The 25,108-nt window shown below is 65.1% G+C and carries 21 protein-coding genes; 12 read left to right on the top strand and 9 right to left on the bottom strand.

The genetic code is table 11. The features are described 5' to 3' along the window. Positions 1-20: 20 nt before the first annotated feature. The 4 genes from AQ611_RS23095 to AQ611_RS23080 are packed head-to-tail and all read right to left on the bottom strand — an operon-like array spanning position 21 to position 6,488. On the bottom strand, positions 21-1,145 hold the full coding sequence (locus tag AQ611_RS23095; RefSeq protein WP_069236203.1) for an ABC transporter permease: 1,125 nt from the start codon (positions 1,143-1,145) through the stop codon (positions 21-23). Between the two features lie 2 nt (positions 1,146-1,147). Further along, positions 1,148-3,976, bottom strand: coding sequence for a ribosome-associated ATPase/putative transporter RbbA (gene rbbA, locus AQ611_RS23090; RefSeq protein WP_069236202.1), 2,829 nt, complete (start codon positions 3,974-3,976; stop codon positions 1,148-1,150). Next, a complete protein-coding gene (locus AQ611_RS23085; protein ID WP_059518737.1) occupies positions 3,973-5,046 on the bottom strand; it encodes an HlyD family secretion protein in 1,074 nt (357 codons plus the stop codon). The genes rbbA and AQ611_RS23085 overlap by 4 nt, the downstream gene beginning before the upstream one ends. Continuing rightward, positions 5,043-6,488, bottom strand: coding sequence for an efflux transporter outer membrane subunit (locus AQ611_RS23080; protein ID WP_231936094.1), 1,446 nt, complete (start codon positions 6,486-6,488; stop codon positions 5,043-5,045). The genes AQ611_RS23085 and AQ611_RS23080 overlap by 4 nt, the downstream gene beginning before the upstream one ends. Positions 6,489-6,990: 502 nt before the next feature. Between AQ611_RS23080 and AQ611_RS23075 the strand changes: the two genes are divergently transcribed. The 6 genes from AQ611_RS23075 (at position 6,991) to AQ611_RS23035 (ending at position 12,291) form a co-directional block, all read left to right on the top strand. Next, positions 6,991-7,275, top strand: a complete 285-nt coding sequence (locus AQ611_RS23075) for a DUF1488 family protein (RefSeq protein ID WP_059518742.1) — start codon at positions 6,991-6,993, stop codon at positions 7,273-7,275. A 189-nt stretch (positions 7,276-7,464) separates the two neighbouring features. Continuing rightward, a complete protein-coding gene (locus tag AQ611_RS23070; protein ID WP_069236201.1) occupies positions 7,465-8,115 on the top strand; it encodes a BON domain-containing protein in 651 nt (216 codons plus the stop codon). A gap of 1,177 nt (positions 8,116-9,292) precedes the next feature. Then, positions 9,293-9,583: a hypothetical protein gene (locus AQ611_RS23055; protein WP_069236198.1), complete on the top strand. Its 291-nt coding sequence runs from the start codon at positions 9,293-9,295 to the stop codon at positions 9,581-9,583. Positions 9,584-9,930: 347 nt separating this feature from the next. Continuing rightward, a complete protein-coding gene (locus AQ611_RS23050) occupies positions 9,931-10,920 on the top strand; it encodes a zinc-dependent alcohol dehydrogenase family protein (RefSeq protein WP_069236197.1) in 990 nt (329 codons plus the stop codon). A gap of 95 nt (positions 10,921-11,015) precedes the next feature. After that, complete coding sequence (locus tag AQ611_RS23045) at positions 11,016-11,471, top strand: hypothetical protein (protein ID WP_069236196.1); 456 nt, start codon at positions 11,016-11,018, stop codon at positions 11,469-11,471. Between the two features lie 355 nt (positions 11,472-11,826). Next, positions 11,827-12,291 (top strand): OsmC family protein, encoded by a 465-nt coding sequence (locus AQ611_RS23035; RefSeq protein WP_069236194.1) that lies wholly within the window; start codon positions 11,827-11,829, stop codon positions 12,289-12,291. A gap of 77 nt (positions 12,292-12,368) precedes the next feature. Here AQ611_RS23035 and AQ611_RS23030 read toward each other — a convergent pair whose 3' ends face one another. Together AQ611_RS23030 and AQ611_RS23025 are read right to left on the bottom strand one after the other, a co-directional pair. Further along, complete coding sequence (locus AQ611_RS23030) at positions 12,369-13,331, bottom strand: phosphate acetyltransferase (RefSeq protein WP_069236193.1); 963 nt, start codon at positions 13,329-13,331, stop codon at positions 12,369-12,371. 489 nt (positions 13,332-13,820) lie between these two features. Next, positions 13,821-14,468: a response regulator gene (locus AQ611_RS23025; RefSeq protein WP_069236192.1), complete on the bottom strand. Its 648-nt coding sequence runs from the start codon at positions 14,466-14,468 to the stop codon at positions 13,821-13,823. Between the two features lie 579 nt (positions 14,469-15,047). Between AQ611_RS23025 and AQ611_RS23020 the strand changes: the two genes are divergently transcribed. Then, on the top strand, positions 15,048-15,533 hold the full coding sequence (locus AQ611_RS23020; protein WP_069236480.1) for a universal stress protein: 486 nt from the start codon (positions 15,048-15,050) through the stop codon (positions 15,531-15,533). A 202-nt stretch (positions 15,534-15,735) separates the two neighbouring features. Here the strand turns inward: AQ611_RS23020 and AQ611_RS23015 are convergent, their stop codons facing one another. The 3 genes from AQ611_RS23015 to AQ611_RS23005 are packed head-to-tail and all read right to left on the bottom strand — an operon-like array spanning position 15,736 to position 18,646. Further along, positions 15,736-16,569, bottom strand: a complete 834-nt coding sequence (locus AQ611_RS23015) for a universal stress protein (protein ID WP_069236191.1) — start codon at positions 16,567-16,569, stop codon at positions 15,736-15,738. After that, positions 16,566-17,795 (bottom strand): acetate/propionate family kinase, encoded by a 1,230-nt coding sequence (locus AQ611_RS23010; protein ID WP_069236190.1) that lies wholly within the window; start codon positions 17,793-17,795, stop codon positions 16,566-16,568. Before AQ611_RS23010 ends, AQ611_RS23015 begins: the two co-directional genes overlap by 4 nt. An 8-nt stretch (positions 17,796-17,803) precedes the next feature. Next, entirely contained in the window at positions 17,804-18,646 is an 843-nt protein-coding gene (locus AQ611_RS23005) for a universal stress protein (RefSeq protein WP_069236189.1), read from the bottom strand. Positions 18,647-18,889: 243 nt separating this feature from the next. On the opposite strand from AQ611_RS23005, the gene AQ611_RS23000 reads away from it, so the two are divergent. From AQ611_RS23000 to AQ611_RS22980, 5 genes are all read left to right on the top strand, one after another. Beyond that, complete coding sequence (locus AQ611_RS23000) at positions 18,890-19,375, top strand: hypothetical protein (protein ID WP_069236188.1); 486 nt, start codon at positions 18,890-18,892, stop codon at positions 19,373-19,375. After that, on the top strand, positions 19,365-20,111 hold the full coding sequence (gene phbB, locus AQ611_RS22995; RefSeq protein WP_059518772.1) for an acetoacetyl-CoA reductase: 747 nt from the start codon (positions 19,365-19,367) through the stop codon (positions 20,109-20,111). The genes AQ611_RS23000 and phbB overlap by 11 nt, the downstream gene beginning before the upstream one ends. Further along, positions 20,108-21,940: a PHA/PHB synthase family protein gene (locus AQ611_RS22990; RefSeq protein ID WP_083237523.1), complete on the top strand. Its 1,833-nt coding sequence runs from the start codon at positions 20,108-20,110 to the stop codon at positions 21,938-21,940. Before phbB ends, AQ611_RS22990 begins: the two co-directional genes overlap by 4 nt. An 871-nt stretch (positions 21,941-22,811) precedes the next feature. Beyond that, entirely contained in the window at positions 22,812-23,615 is an 804-nt protein-coding gene (locus tag AQ611_RS22985; protein ID WP_069236187.1) for an ABC transporter permease, read from the top strand. A gap of 7 nt (positions 23,616-23,622) precedes the next feature. After that, positions 23,623-25,107: an ABC transporter ATP-binding protein gene (locus AQ611_RS22980; RefSeq protein ID WP_197517142.1), complete on the top strand. Its 1,485-nt coding sequence runs from the start codon at positions 23,623-23,625 to the stop codon at positions 25,105-25,107. The last annotated feature ends 1 nt before the right edge of the window (position 25,108 follow it).

Below are 25,108 nucleotides of genomic sequence, written 5' to 3'. Positions count from 1 at the left end.
ACTCCGCGCCCCCGCGAATCCTATGCCATCCGTCCGAGCGTGGCACGAAACCGGCTCAGCGAGACGACGAACAGCAGGGCGCCGATCCCCGCGAGAGCGACGAACGACGGCCAGACCGTGTCGAGGGCCGCTCCGCGATACAGAATCGCCTGACTGAGCGCGACGAAATGCGTGGTCGGCGCGGCGAGCATCATGTCCTGAACGAGTGCGGGCATGCTTTCGCGCGGGGTCAGGCTGCCCGATAGCAATTGCAGCGGCAGGATCGTCAGTACCATCAGCATGCCGAGCTGAGGCATGTTGCGCACCAGCGTCGCGAGCAGAATGCCGAGCGACGTCGTGGCGAACAGATGCAGCGCCATGCCGGCGACGAACAGCGGAAGCGAGCCACTGATCGGCACTTTCAACAACCCTTGCACGACGAAGATCAGCGACGCAATGGCCGCGACGATCACGACCGCGCTCATGGCCCAGATCTTCGCGAGCATGATTTGCGCCGGCGTGATCGGCATGACGAGCAGGTGTTCGACGGTGCCGTGCTCGCGCTCGCGGATCAGCGCCGCGCCGGTCAGGATCATCGACAGCAGCGTGACATTGTTGATCACTTCCATCAATGCGCCGAACCAGGTTTGCTCGAGGTTCGGATTGAAGCGCAGATGCAGCGCCAGATCCACCGGAGCGACCGGCTGTTGCCGGTGCCGCCGCACGAATTCGTCTACCTCGGCGGTCACGATTTGCTGGACGTAGCCGCTGCCGGTGAATGCCTGGGTCATGCGCGTCGCGTCGACGGTCAGGAGTATCTGAGCGGGCCGGCCGGCGAGGACGTCGCGTTGAAAATCCGGCGGAATGTCGAGTGCAAATGTGTAGGCGCCGGTATCGAGCCCATGATCAGCATCGCCGGGGCCGACGCGCGCGGGCCGCGTGAATTGCGGCGGAAAAAAAGCCGAAGTGATCCGCGCCGCGAGCGGCGAGCCGTCTTCGTCGACGATGGCGATCGGCGCTTTGTGCAGCGTATCGGGGCGTGCCGTTGCCGCGGAATAGATCGACGCGCTGAATGTGTAGACGATCAGGACGAGCAGGACGGGGTCGCGCGCGAGGCTCCACAGTTCCTTGACTCCGAGCCGGAAAACGACGAGAAGGAATGGCATGCTCACGCCTCCTGCTTCCTGAGCAGCAGCAGCGTCGCGCCAAGCACGACGGGCACGGCGGCGGCAAGCGGCCAGAACGCTGCCGACAGATCGGCGAAATGAAGCGCCTTGTTGAAAATGCCGCGGCTGATCGTCAGCATGTAGGTCGCCGGATAGATCGTGCCGATGAGCTTGCCGCTGCCTTCGAGCGACGACAGCGGTGTCAGGAGCCCGGAGAACTGCACGACCGGAATCAGCGTGCCGATGATCGTCATGACGATGGCCGCGACCTGGCTGCGCGTGAATGCGGAGGCGAGCATGCCGATGCCGGTGGCCACCACGCTATAGATGAGTACCGCTGCGGCGAGCGTCGCGAAACTGCCTTTCACCGGCACGCCGAATCCGAAATCGGCGAGCAGGCTCATCATCAGGAAGTTGAGCATCGCGAGCGCGATATACGGCGTTTGTTTGCCGATCACGAATTCGGCGCGCGTGACGGGCGTGACGTACAGGTTGATGATCGAGCCCAGTTCCCGTTCTCTGACGACGGCAAGTGCAGTCAGCATGGCCGGCAGCATCAGCAGCAACATCGGAATGATGGCGGGGATCATCGCGGGCAGGCTGCGCACGTCGGGGTTGTAGCGGTATCGCGTGACGACTTCGACGCGCGCCGCCGGTGCGAGGCCCAGCCGCTCGCGCGCCTGCCGGAGCAGCCACGTTTCGTGCATGCCGATCACGTAGCCGCGGATGGTCTCCGCGCGCAGCGGCATCGCGCCGTCGATCCACACGCCGATTTGCGCGCGCGCGCCGCGCTCGACGTCGCGCGCAAAGTGTGGCGGAATCTCGAGCGCCAGCGAAATGTCGCCGGCACGCATGCGGCGATCGAGGTCCGCGTAATCGGCAAGCGGCGTGCGGACGTCGAAATAGCGCGAACCGGACAGGTTCAGTGCATAGTCGCGGCTCAGCCCGGTCTGATCGCGATCGAGCACGGCGAAGCTCAGATGCTCGACGTCGAGGCTGATGCCGATGCTGATCACGCACATCAGGATGAGCGAGCCGAGCAACGCGAGCGTGGCGCGCACCGGATCGCGCCGCAATTCCAGCATTTCCCGCCACATGTAGCTGAGCGCGCGCTGCGGGCTGAATCGGCGGGTATCGGGGCGGGCGGGCGTCTGCGGCGGGGAGTCGGGCGGCGCAGGGCGGCGCGATGCGGGTGCGGCGTCGGCAACCGGTGCCGCCGCATTCGCCAGTAGTCCGGACGCCGGCCGCGCGGCCGGCGACACGTCGGCGGCGCTTGCGGCTGGGTCGGCATCGGCCGCGGCGTCGCGTAAATAGCCGATGAACGCTGCTTCGAGCGTTGCCGCGCCGCGTGCCTGAACCAGCGCATCGGGCGTGTCGCTCGCGAGCACGCGGCCCGCGTGCATCAGCGAGATGCGGTCGCAGCGTTGCGCCTCGTTCATGAAGTGCGTCGAGATAAAGATCGTCACGCCGTCGCGCCGCGACAAATCGATCATCAACTGCCAGAAATTGTCCCGTGCAATCGGATCGACGCCGGATGTCGGTTCGTCGAGGATCAGCAATTCCGGCGCATGCACCATCGCGACCGCGAGCGACAGCCGTTGCCGCACGCCGAGCGGCAGCCGCTCGGGCAACGCGTCGGGCACGCCGCCGAGGTCGAAGCGCGCGATCATTTCGTCTATGCGGGCGGCGATCGCCGCTTCGGGCAGACCGAACAGCCGCGCGTGCAGCACGAGGTTCTGGCGCACCGTCAGTTCGCTGTACAGCGAGAAGCCTTGCGACATGTAGCCGACGCGCCGGCGCGTGTCCAGATCGCTCGATTCGATGGCGCGCCCGAACAATTGCGCGCTGCCTTCGGTCGGCGGCAGCAGGCCGGTGAGCATTTTCATCGTCGTCGATTTTCCGCAGCCGTTAGAGCCGAGAAAACCGAAGATTTCGCCGCGGCGGATTCGGAAGCTGACGTGATCGACCGCGACGAAATCGCCAAAGCGCATCGTCAGGCCGCGCGCCTCGATTGCCGGCGTGGCGTCGTCGCCCGCGGGCAGCGGCGGGCGTTCGACGCGGCGGTGGCCGCGTCGGCGCGCCTCGGGCAGCAGCGCGACGAACGCGGCTTCCAGTTCGCGCGTGCCGGTGCGCGCGAGCAGTTCGGCCGGCGTGCCTTGCGCAAGCACGCGGCCGGCATCGAGCGCGATCAGCTGGTCGAAGCGTTGCGCCTCGTCCATGTATGCGGTGGCGGCGATCACGCTCATGCCGGGGCGGGCGGCGCGAATGCCGGCGATCAGCTCCCAGAATTGCGCGCGCGCGAGCGGATCGACGCCTGTTGTCGGTTCGTCGAGCAGCAGCAGATCCGGATCGTGGATCAATGCACAGCACAGCCCGAGCTTTTGTTTCATGCCGCCCGAGAGCTTGCCCGCCGGCCGGTCGAGGAACGGATGGAGGCCGGTGCTGCGCGTCAGCGCGTCGATCCGGCGACGCCGCTCGTCGGCCGCATGACCGAACAGCCGCGCAAAGAATTGCAGATTTTCCTCGATCGACAGCGTGGCGTATAAGTTGCGGCCGAGCCCTTGCGGCATGTACGCGATGCGCCGGCACGCGCGCCGGCGGTGCTCGATCGAGCGCATGTCGCCGCCGAGCGCCTGGACATCGCCGGTTTGCAGCGCGCGGGCGCCGGAGACGAGCGCAAGCAGGCTCGATTTGCCGACGCCGTCCGGGCCGATCAGACCGACCATGCACCCGGCGGGAACCTCGAGCGTCACCGCGTCGAGCGCGACGATTTTGCCGTAACGCAGGCTGACGTCGCGCAGACGGGCGGCAGGCGGCTGCCCGGCGTTCATTGCGCAACCTTGACGGCCAGCTCGGCCGGCCATGCGGCGGCGGGATCGACCTTGACCCAGGCGACGCCCGGCAATCCGGTTTTCACGAGTTTCAGATGGCGCAGCAGCAGCGCGCGGTCGATGCGCGCCTTCACGCGAAACATCAGCTTTTGCCGCTCATTCGCGGTTTCCACGGTTTTCGGCGTGAATTGCGCGGTGCTCGCGACGAACGAAACGGTTGCCGGGATCACGTAGCCGGGCGCGGCGTCGAGCACGATCCGCGCGTCGGCGCCGAGTGCGACGCGTCCGGCGACGGTTTCGGGCAGAAAGAACGTCATGTAGACGTCCGACAGATCGACGAGATTGAGCACCTTGCCGCCTGCCGGCAGCACCTCGCCGGCCTGCGCGATCCGGTACTGGATTCGCCCGTCGCGCGGCGCGACAAGCTCGGTATCGGCAAGATCGGCCTGCACGCGCACGACACTTGCCTGCGCGGCGGCCACCGCCGAGCGTGCGGCGGTCAACTGCGCGCCGGTCGCATCGATGGCCGCCTGGGCCGCATCGACCTGCGCCTGGGCGGCGGCGACGGTTGCAAGCGCGCCGCGCACGCGCGCGCGATCGTCATCGAGTTCCTGCATCGACGAGGCGCCTTCGCGAGACAGCGTGTCCGAGCGCGCGAGCCGCCGCTGCGCGGCATCGAGTTCGCTCTTGCGCTGCGCGACCATGGCGAGCGCGGCGGCTTTGTCGCTCTTGCGTTGCGCGACCTGCGCGGCGACGCCCGCCGCGGTATTGAGCGCCTGCTGCTGTTGCGCACGCGCCTCGTCGAGCTGGGCCTGCAATACCCGGATGTCCATCCGCGCGAGCGGTTGGCCGGCCTGCACGTAGTCGCCTTCGTCGACGAGCAGCGCCTCGATGCGGCCGGGCAGTTTGGTCGCGACGTCTACTTCAGTCGCCTCGATTCGGCCGTTGCCGCTCGCGAAGCCGGCGTGAGAGCCGTCGTCGTGCCATCGGCTCCACGCGTAATAACCGGTCAGCGCTGCGGCGAGCGTCACGGCGGCGCCGAGCATCAGGGTGCGATGGGAAGGCTTCATGGTCGGGTTCGGGTTGGGGTCAGGGAGGGCTCGCTGTCTTCGGCGTCGCCGCCGAGCGCTGCGTATAGTGCGATCCGGCTCGACAGCAGCCCTTGGCGCATCTGCACGAGCTGCTGCTGGGCGTTGAGCAGATCGCGTTGTGCGTCGAGCACTTCGAGGAACGGCGCGGCGCCGTTGTCGTAGCGCAGCTTCGCGAGGCGCGCGCGTTCGCTCTGCGCGGTGAGCGTGTCGCGCTGGATGGCGACCTGCTCGGTCAGCCACGCGCGGGCCGACAGTGCGTCTGCAACGTCGCGGAACGCGGATTGCACGGTCTTTTCGTATTGCGCGACGGCTTCGTTGCGGCGCGCGTGGGCGAGATCGAGATTCGCATGCAGGCGTCCGCCTTCGAAGATCGGAAGCGTGATGCGCGGAACGAAACTCCATGTCGCGCTGCCGGCCGCGAACAGATCGCCGAGCGCGGGGCTGACGGTGCCGAGCGTGCTCGTTAGCGTGATGCGCGGAAAGAACGCGGCGCGGGCCGCGCCGATGTCCGCGTTTGCCGCGCGCAGCCGATGTTCGGCGGCGATCACGTCGGGACGGTGGACCAGCAGGTCGGACGGCAGCCCCGGCGCGAGCCGCGCTTGCACGGCATCGTCGTCGAGCCGTGCGGGGGCGTGCGCCGGGCTGCTCGGCGCGCCGAGCAGCAGAGCCAGCGCGTGCTGCTGCGCATCGCGCGCCTGGTCGAGCTGAGCGGCGAGCGTCTCGGCCTGATGCAGCAGAATTTCGGATTGCTTCATGTCGAGCCGGGAGATCGCGCCTTCCTCGTAGCGGCGCCGGAAAATCCGCAGTGCGTCGCGCCGCGTGTCGAGCGTCGCACGCGCAAGCGCGATGCGTTCGTCGAGTGCGCGCAGCGCGAGATACGCGTTCGCGACGTCGGCGATCAGACTGAGGGTGACCGCGCGCTGCGCGGCTTCGCTTGCGAGGAAGTTTTCGAGCGCCGCGGCCTTCAGGCTGCGCACCCGTCCCCAGAAGTCGGCTTCCCAGCCCAGCTCGGCCAAGCCCACGTTGTACAAGCCTTTGACGCTCGCGTCGGGCGACACGAACCCGCCCGGTACGCGGGTGCGCAGCGCCGTTGCCGTGGCGTCGAGCGACGGCCACTGGTCGGCGCGGCGAATGCCGTAGTCCGCGCGCGCCGCTTCGACGCGTTGTGCCGCGATCCGCAAGTCCCGGTTGTTCGCGAGCGCCTGTTCGATCACCGCGCGCAGATCGGCGTCGGCGAAATAATCGCGCCAGCCGAGGTGGGCGTCGCAGTTCCCGGGATCGGCGGCGCCCGGCGGCTTCGCCGTGGCGGCGGCACTATCGCGCTCCGCCGCGCGAAGCGGCGGGCCCGCTTCGCACGACGTGCGCGCAAACGTATCTGGCACGGGCGTGGCTGGCCGCCGGTAGGCGGGCGCGAGCGACATGCAGCCGGCGAGCGCGGCCGCGAGTGTCAATCCGAGCGCGATGGCAGGCACGCCGCGACGAGGCCGTTCGAAAGGCGTCGGTGCCGCTCGTCGATTGTTTCGAAGCATGGGCCTCCTCGTCGGTTGTGTCGTTCGCGTCGCGAGCCCAAAGCAGCCGTCGCCGCGCCGGTGCATATCTGACAATTAATCGGGGCATGAAACGTTGATTTGGGTCATTCATGTCGCTCGGCCGGTGCGGTTGATCGACATCAAGGCGCGTGCCGCGCGTGCTGCGGATGATGGAGATGGGTGCATGAACGTGCGGCCGTGCACGGCGGCCGGCTCTCGATCCAGCGAGGGGGTATGCATGAGAGCACATTGGCCGCGCGCAGCGGCAACGTCGTGGCGCGCTTTGTCTTTGTGCATGGGCCGAGCGAGTGGTGTGATGCTGCTGGTTCGCGGCCGCGCGCTGGAATGCGCGAGCGGCCGAAACAAATGAATGCCCTGACATCGGACGAAAACCATGCAGATTTCGTTTCCCGCCGATTTGCCCGAATATCGCGCGCGCGATTGGACGATCGCGTTTACGGCACTCGTCGACAACGTTCGCGTGCCATGTGCGATTACGGCCGAAGCTCTCGAGGATCATTTTGGCGCGCCATCGATCGGCGAACGCGATTTGACCGACGCGTTCGAACGCCATCGCACCGAGATCGAGCGTGCGGCACGCTGGATGCTGGAGGCGGTCGGCGGGCGTCCGGTCGTGTTGCACAGCGGGTTGTTCCGGTTCGAGCGTTGCCGCTCTTGATGAGCGTGTGTGCCCATCCCCCGGCACTGCCAGTGCGCGTTTGCGTGCATCGCGCCGCAGTCGAGCGCTTTGCAGGCGGGCGCGATTGACCTGGGTCATCGGTGCGTGCCGACCGATATGCGAAGCTGGCTTCGACAAATGGCGACGCGCGTTTCGCGACGGATCGCCGAGTCCACTGGAGGATATCCGATGAAAACCGATCGGCAATTGAAGCAGGATGTGCAGGACGAACTCGCGTCGGACCCGGCTGTCGACACGGCGCTGATCGACGTCGAGGTGGCGGAGCGCATCGTCAAGCTGTCCGGGCACCCGACAAGCTATGCGCAAAAGTTGGCCGTCGAGCGTGCGGCGAACCGGGTGGCGGGTGTTCGAGCGGTGGTTGTCGAAATGACCGTGCGTTTGCCGCAAGACGATGCGCGCACGGATTGGGACATCGCGGACATGGCGCGCTCGATTTTGCGCTGGACTGTGGGGTTGCGCGAAGAGGCGGTCAAGGTGCAGGTGGAGCGGGGTTGGGTCACGTTGTCCGGCAAGGTCGATTGGGCATATCAGCGTCATGTCGAGGTGCGAGCGATTTCGCAGATGCGAGGCGTGACGGGTGTCACGGATCATATCGACGTGCTCGGCAGCGTGGGCGCCGAGGCGATCGGCGAAAACGTCAAGCGCGCGATGTTGCGGCACGCCGCGCGCGAGGCGACGCATATCGGGGTCGACGTGCGCGACGGAATGGTTACGCTGTCGGGCAAGGTCGATTCCTACGCGGAACGTGAAGTCGCGCGCGGCGCGGCGTGGTCCGTGCGAGGCGTGCGCGCGGTGATCGACAATCTCGTCGTCGGATGAGCGGCGCTTGCTTGGGGTGCCGGGCTGTTGCGCGACGCGCGGGCAGGATGTCACGCGTCGCGCGTGGTTACTTCATGGAACCCATGGGTATTTCTTTTTCCATGCAAGTCGTTATGTTGCTGGCGCCCACGAGAAACGGGCAGCGGCCGCCCGTTGCCCGGCGGTGGCTCGCTCGTCAGTATGCGGCGGCGTGCGGCACCGCGAGAGTGTGAAGCAAAAACGCGCGACAGATGAGTGCGGAAGAGGCGAAACGGAAATGCAACGCATGCGGCCATAGCCACATTTGAATGACGAGTTGAACTCGGCGTACCGTTTCGCCCCCCGGCCATATCGATATTGACCGGAAAGCCGACGAATCGCCCGTTCGCCGCTTGAGGCGGTCGATCATGCATGGCCATGCGGCAGCAGCGTCCGGTCTGGCGGTACGCTGCCCGATGACGCGCGCCGCCCGATGGCGACATGCGCCGTTGCTACGGAGAGCCGGTTGAACGGATCGGCGCACATGCAATCGACGGATTCGTCATGGCGGTTTTCGTTGCGCCGAATTCGGGTCGACTTGCCATTGCGAACGACGGCAACGGAACGGCGCTTAGCCACAGCGCGAACACGAAGCCGGGCGGCGAGCGCGCAACCCGTGGCGTCTCGGCGTTGAGCGCGCGCTTGCATACATGTACGCAGTTTCGATGCCGACGGCCCCGAGCGGCGATCGGCATCGCGTTTTCGACTCGATTAAGCAGGCCTGACGAGGAAGATTGCTCGGGCGTTCGGCCGTGAAGCGCGAGCAGGGAGCGCTAACCTGGCGGCGGCGATGAAGCGAATGAGCGGCATGATCGCTGCGACCGCCGCAATCGCATTGGATGAGGCGGCGCCGCACACGGGGCCCGCGCATGCATGGCCCGACAGAGGGCCGCCGTCGATCGTCGCACGGGCGGCCGCGGCTGCCGCGCGGAAGCTCGACGCTCGATCATGGCGCCGGGACGACGCCGGGCTGGCGTGCGCGCCACGCATGCGCGGGCTTTGGCGTGCGATCGTTGCACTGGTTGACGCGCATCAGATGCGTGGTCCGCGCTTGCCGGGATCATGAGACGTAAGAAGCCGCGTTCGACACCTATGCGCCGAGCCGACATGAGAGGCGCTCGTAGCAAGCCGATGCGATGCGTATTGGAAGGAGGGCGTGATGGGCTTGGGCATGCAGATTGCCTATTTGGGTTTTGCCGGATCGGCACGGATCGAATCGGAGGCGGGTGCGCAGCTTGTGCGGCTGGGGCGTTTCAACGATCGGCTCGCGGGCTGCCAACTCGCGCTCGAGGCGTTGCGCCAGCCGGACGGCCGCGTGATGTATGACGCACGGCTCGATCTGATGACGCGCGAGCACGAATTGACGCCGGTCAGACGTTGCACGCACGCCGATCCGCTGGTGGCGATCCGCCATGCGTTCGACGCGGCTGAATCGATGCTCGACGCATGATCGGCGCCACGTGGCGATGCCGCGCGGACCGTTTCCCGCCGCCGGCGAATAGTGGGTTGACTCAGGTCAAGCGCTGCGGCGTCAGGCGCGGCGACGAGTTCGCCGTTCGCCTAATCTGAAGACTCAAGGCCGCCACTCGCAGCGGAGGCGATCGATGCGTCACGACGGATTACGCACCTCGTTTTACGGCACGGTTTGCACAGTGTCGATCCTGAAATGGGCATCGCGGCGTTTGCTCGGCGCGAAAGCCTGCCGTTTTGAGGAATGCGCGCGCGGTTCCGAAGGCATCGGCGCGCGGGCGGGGCGCGGCCTGCGCGAGCGGCCGGGTGCCGCGCAGGAGCGTTAGCATGCGTGCGATGGTGTTCGACGGCGCGACGAACCGGCTGTGCGACGCACGGCTGCCAGATCCCGTGCCTGGCCCCGGCCAATTGCTGATCGACGTACAGGCGTGCGGCGTGTGCCGGACCGATCTGCATGTCATCGACGGCGAATTGCCGCTGTTGAAGCGGCCGCTGATTCCGGGGCACGAGATCGTCGGCACGGTCGCTGCGTTGGGCGAAGGGGCGTCCGGCTTCGAAATAGGCGAGCGGGTCGGCGTGCCATGGCTCGGCGGCACGTGCGGGCATTGCACGTATTGCTCGAACGGCCACGAGAACCTGTGCGATGCGCCCACATTCACCGGCTATACGATCGACGGCGGTTACGCACAGCGCACCGTTGCCGACAGCCGTTTTTGCGTGCGGATTCCGGCCCGCTATACCGATTTGCAGGCCGCGCCGCTGCTATGCGCGGGGCTGATCGGTTACCGGACGCTGCGCAAGGCGGGCGCGGCGCGGCGGATCGGACTCTACGGCTTCGGCGCGGCCGCGCACATCGTCGCGCAAGTCGCGCGCCGCGAAGGCCGGACGGTTTTCGCGTTCACCCGGCCGGGCGATGCCGCGGCACAGCAGCTCGCGCGGCGGCTTGGGGCAGTCTGGGCTGGCGGCAGCGATGAGCGCGCGCCGGAGCCGCTCGACGCCGCGCTGATCTTCGCCCCCATCGGCGCGCTGGTGCCGGCCGCATTGGGGGCGCTCGACAAAGGCGGCATCGTCGTTTGCGGCGGAATACACATGACCGACATTCCGTCGTTCCCTTATGCAGCGCTGTGGGGGGAGCGCCGGATCGAGTCGGTCGCGAATCTGACGCGTGCGGACGCCGCCGCGTTCATGTGGCTTGCTGCCGAAATGCCGCTCGAAATCGAGACGAGCGCCTATGCGCTGACCGACGCGAATCGCGCACTTGACGATTTGCGTGCCGGGCGCGTGTCGGGCGCGGCCGTTTTGACGATTCGTGGCTAAGGCTTCGCATCGAGCTTTGTCGACGCATGCATGCATCGCGGCACCATGCACGCTTGAGATGAGGCGATAGAAAGGGCAATCAAAAAAGGGCGGCGATGACGAACACCATGTCAGGCTCGAACGACCGTTATTCCGCATGGAGGCGGGTCGCGGGAGCGCTCGTCGCGAGCGCCGCGCTTGCCGCTGCCGTGACGTGGCTGGGTGCGGCTTACGATCAACCGATCGACGCGGCCGTCATCGCAGGCATGCGCTCGCCGCATTGCCAAGCGGTGCGCGACATGCCGCCCGGCTCGCTGTTGATCGCGGCCCAGCCGGAAGACGGAGTATGTCGGGCGTTTTTCCTGTATCGCGGCGCGATCGTGAACGAGGCCGCCGACGAGCGCGGCTACAAGGACGCTGTGCAGGCCGGCCGGCTGCGAAAGTTCGAGCAACTCGTCGGCTATGTGTTCGTGCTGGTCTCGGCAGTAACGCTGAGCGCGATCGCAATGGCGGCTGTGGTGCGCACGTTGTGGCGCCGGCTGCGCATGGTGGGCGAGTCTTTCAGCCGCTGACGTGGATCAAGTCCGGCGGCCGCCGCCGGGTTATCGTGAATACCGTCGCGCGCGCTGGTTTGCAGTTGCCGCGCATTGCGATTCGGCGGCAGAGCGCAAAGGCGACGCTATCGGTATGCGTGCGCTCATGCAGAGCGGGCAGGTGCAGCGAGCGCGCGGCCGGCCTGCGCACCAATCGGTCGCGGTCAATACGGCCGGTGTGCGCAATGCCGCCGGCTGATTGAATTCGAGCGGCTGTTGGCGCGGCCAGCCACCGTCGCTGCGCGCATTCCCGCGAACATCGTTAAGGAACACTCATCGGTGTCGAGCGTGCCGGGCTGCGGATGCATGGGATCGGCGCGACAAAGGAGCACGTATGGACGACAAACCGATTGTCGTGGAAGTGGTGCAGCTCGAGCATTTCCGGTTTCGGGTCGATTTTCCCGGCATTGACGCACCGCCGGTTCTGACCGACGAGATGCCGCCGCTCGGCGACGGCGGGGCACCGAATCCCGTCCGGTTGCTGGCGGCGGGCGTCGCGAACTGCCTTGCCGCCAGTTTGCTCTATGCATTGCAGCGATACCGTAACGATCCGTATCCGGTTACGGCGCGCGTGGACGTCGATCTGAACCGCGACACGGCGGGACGGCTGCGCGTCGCCGGGATGGCGGTCCGATTGCGTGTGGGTGCACGCTGGCCGGCGCTCCACCATGCAACGCGCGCTCTCGCTCAGTTCGAGGCGTTTTGCACGGTGACCGAGAGTGTACGCCGCGGTATTCCCGTAACGGTCGATGTCAGGGACGCGTGCGACGATCCGCTCAACGCCGAGGCGGCGTCATAGCGATTGCAGGGGGACGCGCGCCACGGCCGCTCGCGCGTGCGCGGTTTCCTCCGGCCGCAGGAGGCCGCGAGTGCCGCTCATGCCCCGGCGCGCGCATTCGATGCGTGCGCGACCAGCACGGCCACCGCGCAGCTTGCCAGACGCGTGCGCTCGCTGTCGGCGCGGCTGGTGAGAATGATCGGCACGCGCGCGCCGAGTACGACGCCCGCCGCGTCGGCGTTCGCGAGAAACGTCAGTTCTTTCGCGAGCATGTTGCCGGCTTCGAGATCGGGCGTGAGCAGGATGTCGGCATGACCGGCGACGTTCGAGCCGAGATGCTTGATGCGAGCGGCCTCCGGATTGATCGCATTGTCGAACGCGAGCGGGCCATCCAACTGCGCGCCGGTGATCTGGCCGCGTTCGGCCATCTTGCAGAGCGCCGCGGCGTCGAGCGTCGACGGCAGTTTCGACGTAACGGTTTCCACTGCCGACAGGATCGCGACTTTCGGCGTGTCGACGCCGAGCGTGTGCGCAAGGTCGATCGCATTTTGGACAATTTCCGCCTTGTGTTCCAGCGTGGGACGGATGTTGACCGCCGCGTCGGTGATGAAGAGGGGTTTGGGGTAGGTCGGCACGTCCATGACGAACACATGGCTCAGCCTGCGTCCGGTGCGAAGACCCGAATCGGGCGAAACGACGGCGGCGAGCAACTCGTCCGTATGTAAGCTGCCTTTCATCAGCGCTTGCGCGTCACCCGAGCGGACCAGCTCGACGGCAAGCGCTGCTGCAGCGTGACTATGCGGTGCGTCGACACGCCGGTAACGCGATAGATCGATGCCGAGCGTGGCCGCCAGCGCGTCGATGCGTGCGGCCGGTCCAATCAGTACGGGTTCGATGAGGCCGGCGCGGGCCGCGTCGATCGCGGCGCGCAGCGACGTTTCATCGCACGGATGCGCGACGGCGACAGTCGCGGCCGGGTGTGCCTGGCAGCGGGCGATCAACGCGTCATATTTGCGATGGACGGTTGCTGCGGGCCGCGTGGACTGCGACGGAATGTGCATGGCGTTTCCTCTGGGGCTATGCAGGACAGTGAGTCGATTGTCGGCAAATTCCCCGCGTGCCGTGTGATTTGAATCAAATGCCGCGGCTTACGTGCGGATAGCCTGGATTCATGCGCACGGCTATCCGGAGAAAAGTGGCAAACCGGGGGGATATGACGCGGCAGGCGGGGCCGCCCGCGTGTCGGGTTTATGAAGCGCTGTTTCGAGCGGAGCGGGAAATGGCAGGGAAAACGCAATTGGGCGGGGCGTTGCAGGCACCTTGCCGACTCGCTGGTGGACGTGATGTCCTTACCGTTGCGAATCGATGTCCTCAGTATCGAACAGGTGCGCGATGCGGGTGACGCACGCTTGGTCGCCGTACCGGGCGAGAGCGGTGATCTTGGCATTTATCCGTTGCATACTCCGCTTTTCGCGTACCGAGCGCCGTGGGCGTTGGATGGATGCGATTGCGTTTGCACGCGCCGCCCGTGCAAGTTTGCTGTCGTCGAGTTATTCCTCGTCCGAATCGTCGACCAGCTTATGTCGTATCGCGTAGCGAATGAGCGCGGCTTCGTGCGGCATGTGCATTTTCTCGAGAATCCGGGTTTTGTAGGTGCTGATCGTTTTCGCACTGACACACAGGGCTTGCGCGATCTCGGCAATCGACTCGCCTGCGGCGATACGCCGGAACACTTCGAATTCGCGATCCGACAAGCGCTGATGCGGCAGTGTGCCGGCGGGCTCGTTCAGGCTCTGCGCCAGTTGCTCGGCCATCGCGAGGCTCACGTAGACCCCGCCTGCCGCAACCTTCGTCACCGCGCCGATGAGTTCGGCGCTCGCGCTTTCCTTCGTCATATAGCCGGATGCGCCCGCTCGGAATGCGCGCACTGCGTATTGCTGTTCCGCGTGCATGGTGAGCACGAGAATATGCAACGCGGGCCTTTCGTCCTTGATCTGCTTGATCAGTTCGACGCCGGTTCGCCCAGGCATCGACAGATCGAGCACGAGCACTTGCGCGTCAGTGCCGCGCACGAGCGCGATCGTCGATGCGCCATCCCACGCCTGGCCGGCCACTTCGAAGCCGCTGGCGTTATGCAGGATGTGGCGCAGGCCGTCGCGAACCAGCGTGTGATCGTCGGCAATGAGCACTTTGATCATGGCAGCGGTCCTCGCGGCTGGACGTCTGACCACTGCGGCGCGGCCGCAGTCGGGCATGCCGGGCTGACGCACGCAACGCTGGCGGTCGATGTGACTGCTGCGGGAAGTGGCGACGCGACGAAGCGGTAGAGGTGGGGCCGCACGCATGCGCGAACGGCGTCTTGCACGCGGCTTCGCGCGGCAGCGGGCGTTCGCAACACACGCAGTCGTGCCGGGCAGGAAAATCGGCTACGCAATCGGCAGCGCGCTGCCTGACGCAGGGAGCACGGCGCCGGCGCGGCGTTGGGGGAGGGCGCGCTGGCAGTCATGAGGTGTTTTCGGGCCGTTCGCCCGATTTTATGGCGTGTGTATAAGCGCCGCGCATGAGGCGCGCACGCTCGATGTTGCTATGCGATTGTGCATGGGTTGAGACATTTCTCCAAATAACGTTGCGCCGGCGTATCGGGCAATGCGTCGTTTGCGTATGCCGCAAGCCACGTGCAATTGATTGACGTCAAGCTGTCATGGCGTGGCAGCGTCAGACTGACAGCGGATGATGCCGCGGTTGCGGTGAACGAATCGATGATCGGGGGAGGAGAGATGTACCAGCGGATTTTTGTAGCGTTCGACGGCAGCCGTTGCGCCAGCCTCGCGTTGGAAGAAGCAGTGCGTATCGCTGCGGCGTCGGGCGGCTCGGTGATGGCTGCGTGCGTCGTCGAGCGCGCGCCGCGGCTTGTCGATGTCGGTAGCGGTTTCGTCGACGAACCGACGCGGGAGGACGCACTCGCCGTTGCGGCCGCGACAGCGGCGCTCGAAGCGGCGAAGCTGGCGTTTCAGCAGCGTAGTGTGTGCGGCGCGGTGCGCGCGATCGACGCGGACGGCGACAGCGTGCCCGAGGTACTGACGCGGACGGCGGCGCAATACGACGCCGATCTGATTGTCATGGGAACGCACGGGCGGCGCGGGATGGCACGCATGTGGGTCGGCAGCGTTGCCGAATCGGTGTTGCGGATGGCCGACCGCCCGGTGCTGATGGTGCGCGAATCGGTGCGTGAATCGTCAGACGAGAAACCGTCGCGGCGGTAGCGCACACGGGGCCGCGCTGATTCGATGTTCGTGCGTGCCGCTGTCCGGTGCTGCCTATGCTGGATGGCGTGGCGGGTCCGGAGCGGCCGCGAGGCGTTTTATGCATGTTCGCGTCAACGTGATGATGCCTGTTTTCGATTTGCATGGCGGCGCGGCTGGCGCAGGCGGTTCGCCCGCCAAACGCACGCCCTTGTCACCGTTATCAGTGCGACATCAGCACCGGCACGGTCATCGTTTCAAGCATCGTATGCGTTGCGCCTCCGAGTACGCGTTCGTATATACGCGCATGGCCGTAGGCGCCGGCTACAAGCAAATCGGCATGCAAATCGCTTACGCGATTGAGCAGCGTCGCGCCGACGCCGCCCGCATCGCATGGCGTTGTCGAGAACGACGCGCGAATGCCGTGATGCGCAAGGTATGCTGAGACATCGATGCCGGCAGGCGCGGCTTCGGGTTCGTGCCGCCTGCCTGGCCGCACTGTCTCGACCGTAACGAAACGGGCGTGTATCAGCAGCGGCAGCGCATCGGTGACGGCACGGCTCGCTTCGCGGCTGCCGTCCCAGCCGATCAGCACGGTTTCCCCGCAATTGGCATGTGCGGCAGCGTGTGGCAGCACGATCGCGGGGCGGCCGCTTGCCATCAGCATGTCGGCTGCAAAATGGCGCGGGGCGGTGTCGGCCGCGCGATCGTCCGGGTCGGGCTGGCCAAGCACCAGCAAGTCGGCATGCCTGGCGTGCAGCGGTGCGACTTCGGTAATAGGCCCGACAGGCGCACGCCATTCGACGCTGCGGCCGGCGCGTTCGGCCGCCGCCAGAAATGCGTGCTTGGCCTCGTCTCGCCGGGCCGCGCGTTGCCGTTGATCCTCGGCAAGCGGCGCCTTGTCGGGGCGATACAGCAGCTCGAACGGGTTGTTGCCCGCCGCATACAAGCCGATCAGATGCGCGTCGAAACGCTGGGCGAGTTCGAGCGCGAACGCGGCGCGTCTCGCGCAGTGTCGGCCATTGTCCAAATGAACAAGCAAGGTTTTGTAGCTCATGGCAGTTCCTGTTCAGAAGTCGTTCGCGTGACAGCGCCCGCTGCGCGGCGTAGTAACCGCAATGCGTTGCGCGCGGCAATCCAGGCTTCGTCGGTCGGCTCGACAACGATTGTCACGGCGCTGCCGTCGCGCGAGACGACAGGTGCATTCGCTGCATTGGCCGGGGGATCGAGTGCGACGCCGAGCCAACCAAGCGCCGCGCATACCCGCTCGCGCACGGGCGCGCAATGCTCGCCGACGCCGGCGGTGAACACCAGCATGTCGAGGCCGCCGAGCACGGCCGCGAGCGCGCCGATTTCGCGAACGATGCGATGCACGTACAGCGCGAGCGCGTCGCGCGCGCGAACGTCGTCGGTTTCGTGCGCGAGCAGCACGCGCGGATCGGCGGACAAGCCGGATAGCCCCTTGAGCCCCGCGTCGTGATAGAGCAACTGGCCGAGCGCGCGATGCGACAGCTGTTCGACATCGAGCAAGTGCAGCACCGCGCCGGGATCGAGCGAACCGCAGCGGGTGCCCATCATCAAGCCGTCGAGCGCGGAGAAGCCCATCGTGGTGGCGACGCTGCGCAATTCGCGCAATGCGCACAGGCTTGCGCCGCTGCCGAGATGCGCGGCGATCACGCGGCCCCGCGCGCGCGTTCCGAAGGCTTCGTCGAGCGCGACCGTCAGGTATTCGTAGGACAAGCCATGAAAGCCGTAGCGCCGCACGCCTTTGTCGAACCATGCGTGAGGGAGCGGCAACAATTGTTCGACGCGCGGCAGCGTGTGATGAAAGGCCGTATCGAACACGGCAACTTGCGGCACGCCAGGCAGCACGCGTTGCAAGGCGTCGATTGCGTCGAGATTGTGCGGCTGGTGCAACGGGGCGAGCGGAATCAATTTGCGTAGCGCGCCGATCGTCGCGTCGTCGGCGATGACCGGCGCGACGTAGTGCGCGCCGCCGTGCACGACGCGATGCGCGACGGCAGCCACGTCCAGATTGGGCAGCCGTTCGTCGAGCCACGCGATGATCGGCGCAAGTGCGGCCTGATACGGATCGCCGGCGGCCGCCGCGAGCATGCGGGGCGGTTCGCTGTCGACGCGCAGCGATGCGTGGCCGCCGATGTCTTGCACCTCGCCCTCGTGCAGCGGCCGGCGGGCCGGATCGCCGTGCGGCGGGTACGCGTACAGCGCGAACTTGATGCTCGACGAGCCGGCATTCAGCACGAGCAGGGTGCGGATCCGCATTGCCGTGCTCAATGCGACATCAGCACGGGAAGCGTCATCGACGCGAGCACCGTGCGGGTCGTGCCGCCCATCAACAGTTCGCGCCAGCGCGCGTGACCATATGCGCCCATGACCATCAAGTCTGCGCCGGATTCATACGCGCGCGACAGCAGCGCGTCGCCAACCGATACGCCGGGGCCGCCGGCAATGTCGACCACATCCACGTCCGGTGCATGGCGTGCAAGCATGAGCGCCGCGTCCGCGCCGGGTATGCGTTCGCCGAACGGCTCGCTGCGCGCTTTGTCAGCCACCGTCGCGATCAGCGTGCGCTTGGCGCGCGCGAGAAACGGCAGCGCATCGTGCGCGGCGCGCGTCGCCTCGCGGCTGCCGTCCCACGCGACGAGCACACGTTCGCCGACAATCGGAAACGAGCCCGTGCGCGGAATGACCAGCACCGGCTTGCCCGCAGCCAGCACCAACCGTTCGGGGAAGTGCTCGTCGATAAAGGTCTCGGGATCGTCCGGGTTGCTTTGGCCGATGATTGTCAGATCCGCGCAGCGCACGTATGGCAGTGCCGCCTGATTGGCGTGCCCGCCGATCGCCACCCAGCGGCTGCTGACGCGAGCGCGCAGTGTTTCCGCATGGAACAGCCGCTCGATCGCGCCGCGCCGCTCGTTGCGCAGGCGCGCGTGTTCGGCGAAGTACTCGGCCGAACCGGCCATCACGTAGAACGAGCCGGGATCGGGCGTGAAAGTCGCGAACAGGCCCGTCAAATGGGCGTCGAAACGGCGGGCGATGCGCAATGCGAGATCGAGCCGCAAGGGCGCGCGTTCGCTGGTGTCGAGATGTACAACCAGGCTTTTGTAGCTCATCGCCCATGCTCCGTGAGAGGGGTTGGCGTCGATGCGATTCAGTCTAGGAGGCGCCCGCCCGGCTTCGCTTGATGCAGGTCAACGGTATGGGTGCCGGAAGCCGCCCGCCGCCCGCTTGCCGTTCGCTTGATGCAGGTCAAGCGGCGCCGGCATGCCGGGCCGCACAGTGATGGGGCCGCCGGGCAGCGGCCGGGCGGTGCGTGGCGGATCGCGCATCCGTTGCCTCGATCGATGAGGGTGAAGATGACGACTGACATCATCGCGGTGTCGCTCGACGGTTACCGCGCCGGCTGCGATGCCGGGTTGGGGATGCTATCAAGCATGCACGATTGGAGGCTCGAATGGCTGCGGCTGCAGGCGCGCGCAATCGAGCGGGACTGCGCGGCCACGCGCAGCGTGCGCGCGGCGCTCGCGACGGCGGCGGATTGGCGGGCTTTCGTCGAAGCGAACCAGAAGACGTTGCACGATTATTTGAATGCCAGCGCGGCGATTTGGCAGCAGGCGAGCGAAATGAGCGTGCGCATGCAGCACGATTGGGCCGCTGCGGTGCGCGACTGGACGCAGAACGCGCAGGCCGACGGGCTGCGCCGTTGGAGCAGTGCGTTCGAGCGTCCGGCGGCCGAAGCCGCCGTTGCGATCGACGCCGCGCCGGCCGAGCTGTTGCCGCCGCTCGCGCCGCTCGCGCGGGCGGGTCGGCGCGCCGACCGAGGAGAGGCCCATGCACACTGAACGGGTGGCTTTCGTGACCGGCGGGATGGGCGGCCTCGGGACCGCGGTCAGCCGCCGGCTGTTGGCGGCCGGAATGACGGTCGTCGTTTCCCACACCGAGCGCAACGATCATGTTGCGACATGGCTGGCGCGCGAGCGCGACGCCGGACGCGTGTTCCACGCGCTCGAAGTCGACGTGTCGGACTTCGATTCGTGTGCGCAATGCGCGCGGCGCGCGCTCGACGAATTCGGTCGCGTGGACGTGCTTGTGAACAATGCGGGCGTGACATCCGACGCCAGCTTCATGAAGATGACGAAGCGTCAGTGGGATACGGTGTTGCGCACCGACATCGACGGATTGTTCAACATGACCAAGCCGTTCGTGCCGGGAATGATCGAGCGCGGTTTTGGCCGTATCGTCAATATCGGCTCCATCAACGGCGAGCAGGGAGCTTACGGGCAGACCAATTACTCGGCCGCGAAGGCGGCCGTGCATGGCTTCACGATGGCGCTCGCGCGGGAACTCGCGCGTTACGGGGTGACGGTCAATACGGTGTCGCCGGGCTATCTCGCGACATCGATGGTGGAGGCGGTGCCGGCGGAGATACTGGAAAAGCGCATTCTGCCGCAGATTCCGGTCGGCCGGCTCGGCCGGCCCGACGAGATTGCCGCGCTCGTTGCGTATCTCTGTTCCGATGACGCCGGGTTTGCGACCGGCGCGGATTTCGCGATCAACGGCGGCATGCATATGCAATGAAGACGCCGCGTTCCAAACGAAGCGCGTGCGCGCCGGTTGACGCCGACGGCGTGTTGCCGCCGCGCACCGCGCGCGGCGGCGAAGCGCCGCTTGCCGCCGACGAATGCGCGCATTTGCCCGAACAACCGTCCGACGAATGGAATCGCGCGACGCGGGCCGCTGTCGCGGCGATGACATTCGGATTGTCGCCGGCGTCGCTCGCGCTTGCCGTGCTCGACTGGTCGATGCATCTCGCGGTTTCGCCGGGAAAATGCTTCGATCTCGCGATGCAGGTGGGGCGCGCGGCTTGCGGATTGGCGCCGCCCGAACCGCATGTCGACGCCCTCGACGAAACGCGCATGGCCGTGCACGAAGGGCCGGGCGATCCGCGCTTTACCGCACCCGGCTGGGCCCATTGGCCGTTCTCCTGTTATCGCGATGCATTTCTCGCCGCTCAGCGCTGGTGGTGCGACGCGACGACCGGTGTGCCCGGCGTCGAACGTCATCACGAAGCGCTCGTGCGCTTCGTTGCACGGCAGTGCCTCGACGCGTGTTCGCCGGGCAATTTCGCGGCGACCAACCCGGTCGTGATCGATGCGGCGTTGCACAGCGGCGGCGCGAATTTTGCAGCGGGCGCGCTGCACTGGCTGGACGATCGGAGCGAGCTTTGCGACCGCCTGCGCGGCGCGCGAACTTATCGCATGTCCACGTATCGGCCCGGCCAGGAGGTTGCCGTGACGCCGGGGCGCGTCGTGTGGCGCAATGCGCTATGCGAACTGTTGCAATATGCGCCGGCAACCGACAAGGTCGCGCGCGAGCCGTCGCTGATCGTACCGTCGTGGATCATGAAGTACTACATCCTCGACTTGCAGCCGCACGACTCGCTGATCCGTTTTCTCGTCGAGTCGGGGCACACCGTGTTCGTGATTTCATGGCGCAATCCCGGTGCCGAAGCGCGCGACCTCGGGCTCGACGATTATCTGTACGACGGACTGTTTGCCGCGCTCGACGAAGTGCGCACGCGTTGCGGTGAAGCAGTGCATACGATTGGCTATTGCCTGGGCGGCACGCTGCTTGCGATCGGAGCGGCGGCGCTTGCGCGTGACGGCCGCGGCGACACGCTTCGCACCGTGACGCTGCTCGCCGCGCTGACGGACTTCAGCGAGCCCGGCGAGCTGGGACTTTTTATCGACGCGAGCGAAATTGCCGCGCTCGATGCATTGATGTGGCGGCAGGGTTATCTCGACGGGGCACAAATGGCAGCAGCGTTCCAACTGCTGAACGCACGCGATCTCATCTGGTCGAGGATGATGAGCGAATATTTACTCGGCCGCCGCTCGAAGCCGAATGATCTGATGGCGTGGAACGCAGATACGACGCGCATGCCATATCGGATGCACACCGAATATCTGAGACGTTTGTTTCTCGATAACGATCTGGCGGCAGGACGCTACTGCGTCGCCGGGCGGCCGATCGCGTTGTCCGACATCAATGCGCCGATGTTCGTCGTCGGCACCGAGCGCGATCATGTGTCGCCGTGGCGCTCCGTCTATAAACTGCACCTGCTGACGCACAATGCGCTGACCTTCGTTTTGACATCAGGCGGCCACAATGCCGGCATCGTATCCGAGCCGGGGCATCCTGGGCGTCACTATCGTTGCGCGACCCGCGAGCCGGGCGCGCCGTATCGAAGCCGGCACGAGTTCGTGCGGGACGTTGCGGCCATTCAGGGTTCATGGTGGGTGTGCTGGCGCGACTGGTTGCGCGGGCATTCGACCGGCGACGTTCGGGCGCGCGAGCCGGACCCAGGATGGGGGGCGGCGCCGGGCGTTTATGTACTCGATAGCTGAACGCGCCGAGTTGCATTGCGCGGCGTGCTTCGGCATTCGCAGGCGCGCATGAAACCCGTGCGGCCAACGGCGGCGGCTTCGTGCAGCGGGACGCCTTGCGGTTCACGGCGTGTGCTATGCGCGAGGCGCGTGATTGCCCTGCGTTTGCCTGTTACCGGTTCGAGCTGGGCCGTTATCCTTGCTGATTGCGTTCGAGAAGAGAAACAGCAGCGAACGAGGAATTCGACTGGCTGACGCAATACGACCTTCGACGAATCGGTACTAGGGCGCTGCCGGTCCGCTAATCCGGGAGTCCTTATTAATTTATTTCACTCTCGACGGCAGTCAATCATTTATAACGGCGCACTGCACGGCGCCGAGTACGCGTTGTCGCAGTGATGACCATGCCAATGCGCAGCGAAAATTTTTCCATGCGCTGAAAAAGAACGAATCAAACGGCGAGCCTATCCAATCAGGCGGCGGCAACCATGAGCGTACTCAATGGCAATTGAGTACGCTCATGCAATGGCACGGTTTAGCTGGCGCTTGTTAACCGTAAGATTTGAGCGGCGCTATAAGCTAAACGGTTTGTGAATGGTCATGAAACTTTGGTCGCCTTATTTTCTTCTTTGAAAACGAACTTTGCCAGATGCATGCGCGCTTGCCTGCTAAGCACGGTAACCCTTTTCTACGCCGGCCTCGATCGCCACAGCGCATCCATGTTACCCTTCGCGTGGGCGATAAGCGCGACACGCCAGTTTTATCCTTTGAGGGGGCAGACCCGAGGGATAACTGTTTGGTCGCGGCAAATCATATTCTAAAGTTGTGTGATTAAATTAAATATTTTTTGATAAATTTGGCTTGGCGTGAGATTCGGTGATTAAGGTAATTCATGAGCCCATTTAAGGTTTTTGCCCCGCTGCGATTATACCGCTCTCTCCTCTGGGAAATGACGAAGCGTGATTTGTCAGCCCGTTATAAAGGGTCATATTTTGGGATATTTTGGGCGTTTTTGATGCCGCTTGCAATGCTCGGAATTTATTCCTATGTATTCGGTGTCGTGTTCGCATCCCGTTGGAATGCGGAAGGGCAGCAAAGTGTCGCGTTTCCGATTGTGCTGTTTGCCGGTTTGATCGTATTTAATTTCCTGGCGGAGTGCATCAATCGGGCGCCGTCGCTGGTGACGGCCTCGCCGAATCTGGTTAAGAAATCGATTTTTCCGTTGGTCATTCTGCCGTGGATGGCCGTTTTTACCGCAACCATTAATGCGTTCATCAGTGTCGCGATATTACTTGTCGGGGAATGGGCGCTGGTCGGACATATTCCGCCTACTGCTGTGCTGTTCCCGCTGGTCCTGATTCCGGTTGCATTGGTGGCGCTCGGCATCGGTTGGTTTCTGGCGTCGCTCGGCGTATACGTGCGGGATATCGCACAATTGGTCGGATTGGTGACGACCGCGTTGTTGTTCTTGACGCCGATTTTTTACCCGCCTCAGAATGCTCCCGGCGCGATCCGCACGCTATCTCAGTTCAATCCGTTGGCTGCGCAAGTACAGTCGATGCGCGAAGTGTTGCTCTGGGGAGCCGTTCCAAGCCTCGTCATGTATTTCGTCTCCATCGTTGTAGGTTGGCTCGTCGCTTGGCTGGGATTAATTTGGTTCACGAGAACGTCCGAGGGTTTTGCCGATGTCCTCTGATTACATAGTGCGCGTCGACGGCGTCAGCAAAAAATTTAATGTCTATAGCAATCCGTCCGACCGGTTGCGCCAGTATGGGCAACGCTGGTTGATGCGTGCGTTACCGCATGCGTTGCAGCGGCGTTTGCCGAATGCGATCGTAGATCGCAAGTTTCATCGGGAATTCTGGGCGCTGCGCGATATCTCGTTCGACCTCAAGCGCGGTGAGAGCGTTGGCATCCTGGGGATGAACGGCGCAGGCAAGTCCACGCTGCTTCAAGTGGTGGCCAAGATTCTGAAGCCGACTGTCGGCAGGGTCGAGACCGTCGGACGTCTCGCGGGCCTGTTTGAACTCGGCTCAGGTTTCAACCCGGAGTTTACGGGGCGGGACAACGTCTATCTCAATGCCGCGATGCTCGGTTTCTCGCGAAATGAGATCAACGAGCGCTTCGACAGCATCGAGCGTTTCGCGGGCATCGGAACGTTCATCGATCAACCGGTCAAGACCTATTCGAGCGGCATGATGGTCCGGCTGGCATTTGCCGTTCAGGTTCAACTTGAGCCGGACATCCTTATCGTCGACGAGGCATTGGCAGTCGGCGATGCGCTTTTTCAGAAGCGTTGCTACGAGCGTATCGAACGGTTCCTCTCCGACGGCGGCAGCTTGCTATTTGTTTCGCACGATCAGGAGTCGGTGCGAACGCTCACTGATCGCGCGCTGCTGCTGAAGGACGGCGGTATCGTATGCTCGGGCTCGTCGTCGGAAGTGGTGCTCGAATATCGCCGCCTGCTACACGAAGCGGAAAATGCGCAGGCGCGCGACGTGCTCGAATATCTGTCGTCGGCGCGTCAATCGCTGGCGCTTGCTCAAGTGCCGGCGCTTGCCGAGGCCGAGCCGGGCGACGATCAGCCAGCAGCGCCGGACGATGATGCGGCGGCCGACGATGCCGGAATGCCGCGGCGCAATCGCACGGCGGATATGTCGTTCGGCGATCTCGATGTCGAGATCCTCGAAGTCGCCACGCTGGATGAGCATGGAGCCGCGTGCCAGTTGTTCTATCCCGGTGGTCTCATCGACGTCAGATTGCGTTTTCGCGTCAACCGGACGATCAATCATCTCAATCTTGGCATCCGCCTGCGTAACAAAGAGGGCGTCAAGGTCTATTCGGGCGGCACCTTCAATCAGGATATCGTCAATCGACATGCCGCCGCGGCAGCCGAATCGACATGGGAGCGGGTATTCCACGCAGGCGAGATCATCGAATTGTCCGAACGTTTCGAATGCCGGCTGGGCGAGGGATATTACGAAATCCAGTCGTATGCCGCTGAAGAAAAGGTGATGACGCCGGGCCACCAACGCATGTTGCACTGGATGGATGAAAGTGCATTCTTCCGCGTGTCGATGAATCGGTTCGAACGCTGGTATGGCGGCGTGTCGGATATTTGCCCGGTTTGCAGCGTGCGGGTGCTGGAAAACGGGGCGGCCCAAATGTCTGGAGAGCGTGTTGCGTGAC

Source organism: Burkholderia singularis (assembly GCF_001718875.1).
Taxonomy (GTDB): domain Bacteria; phylum Pseudomonadota; class Gammaproteobacteria; order Burkholderiales; family Burkholderiaceae; genus Burkholderia; species Burkholderia singularis.
This window is presented reverse-complemented; position numbering and strand designations above follow the sequence as displayed.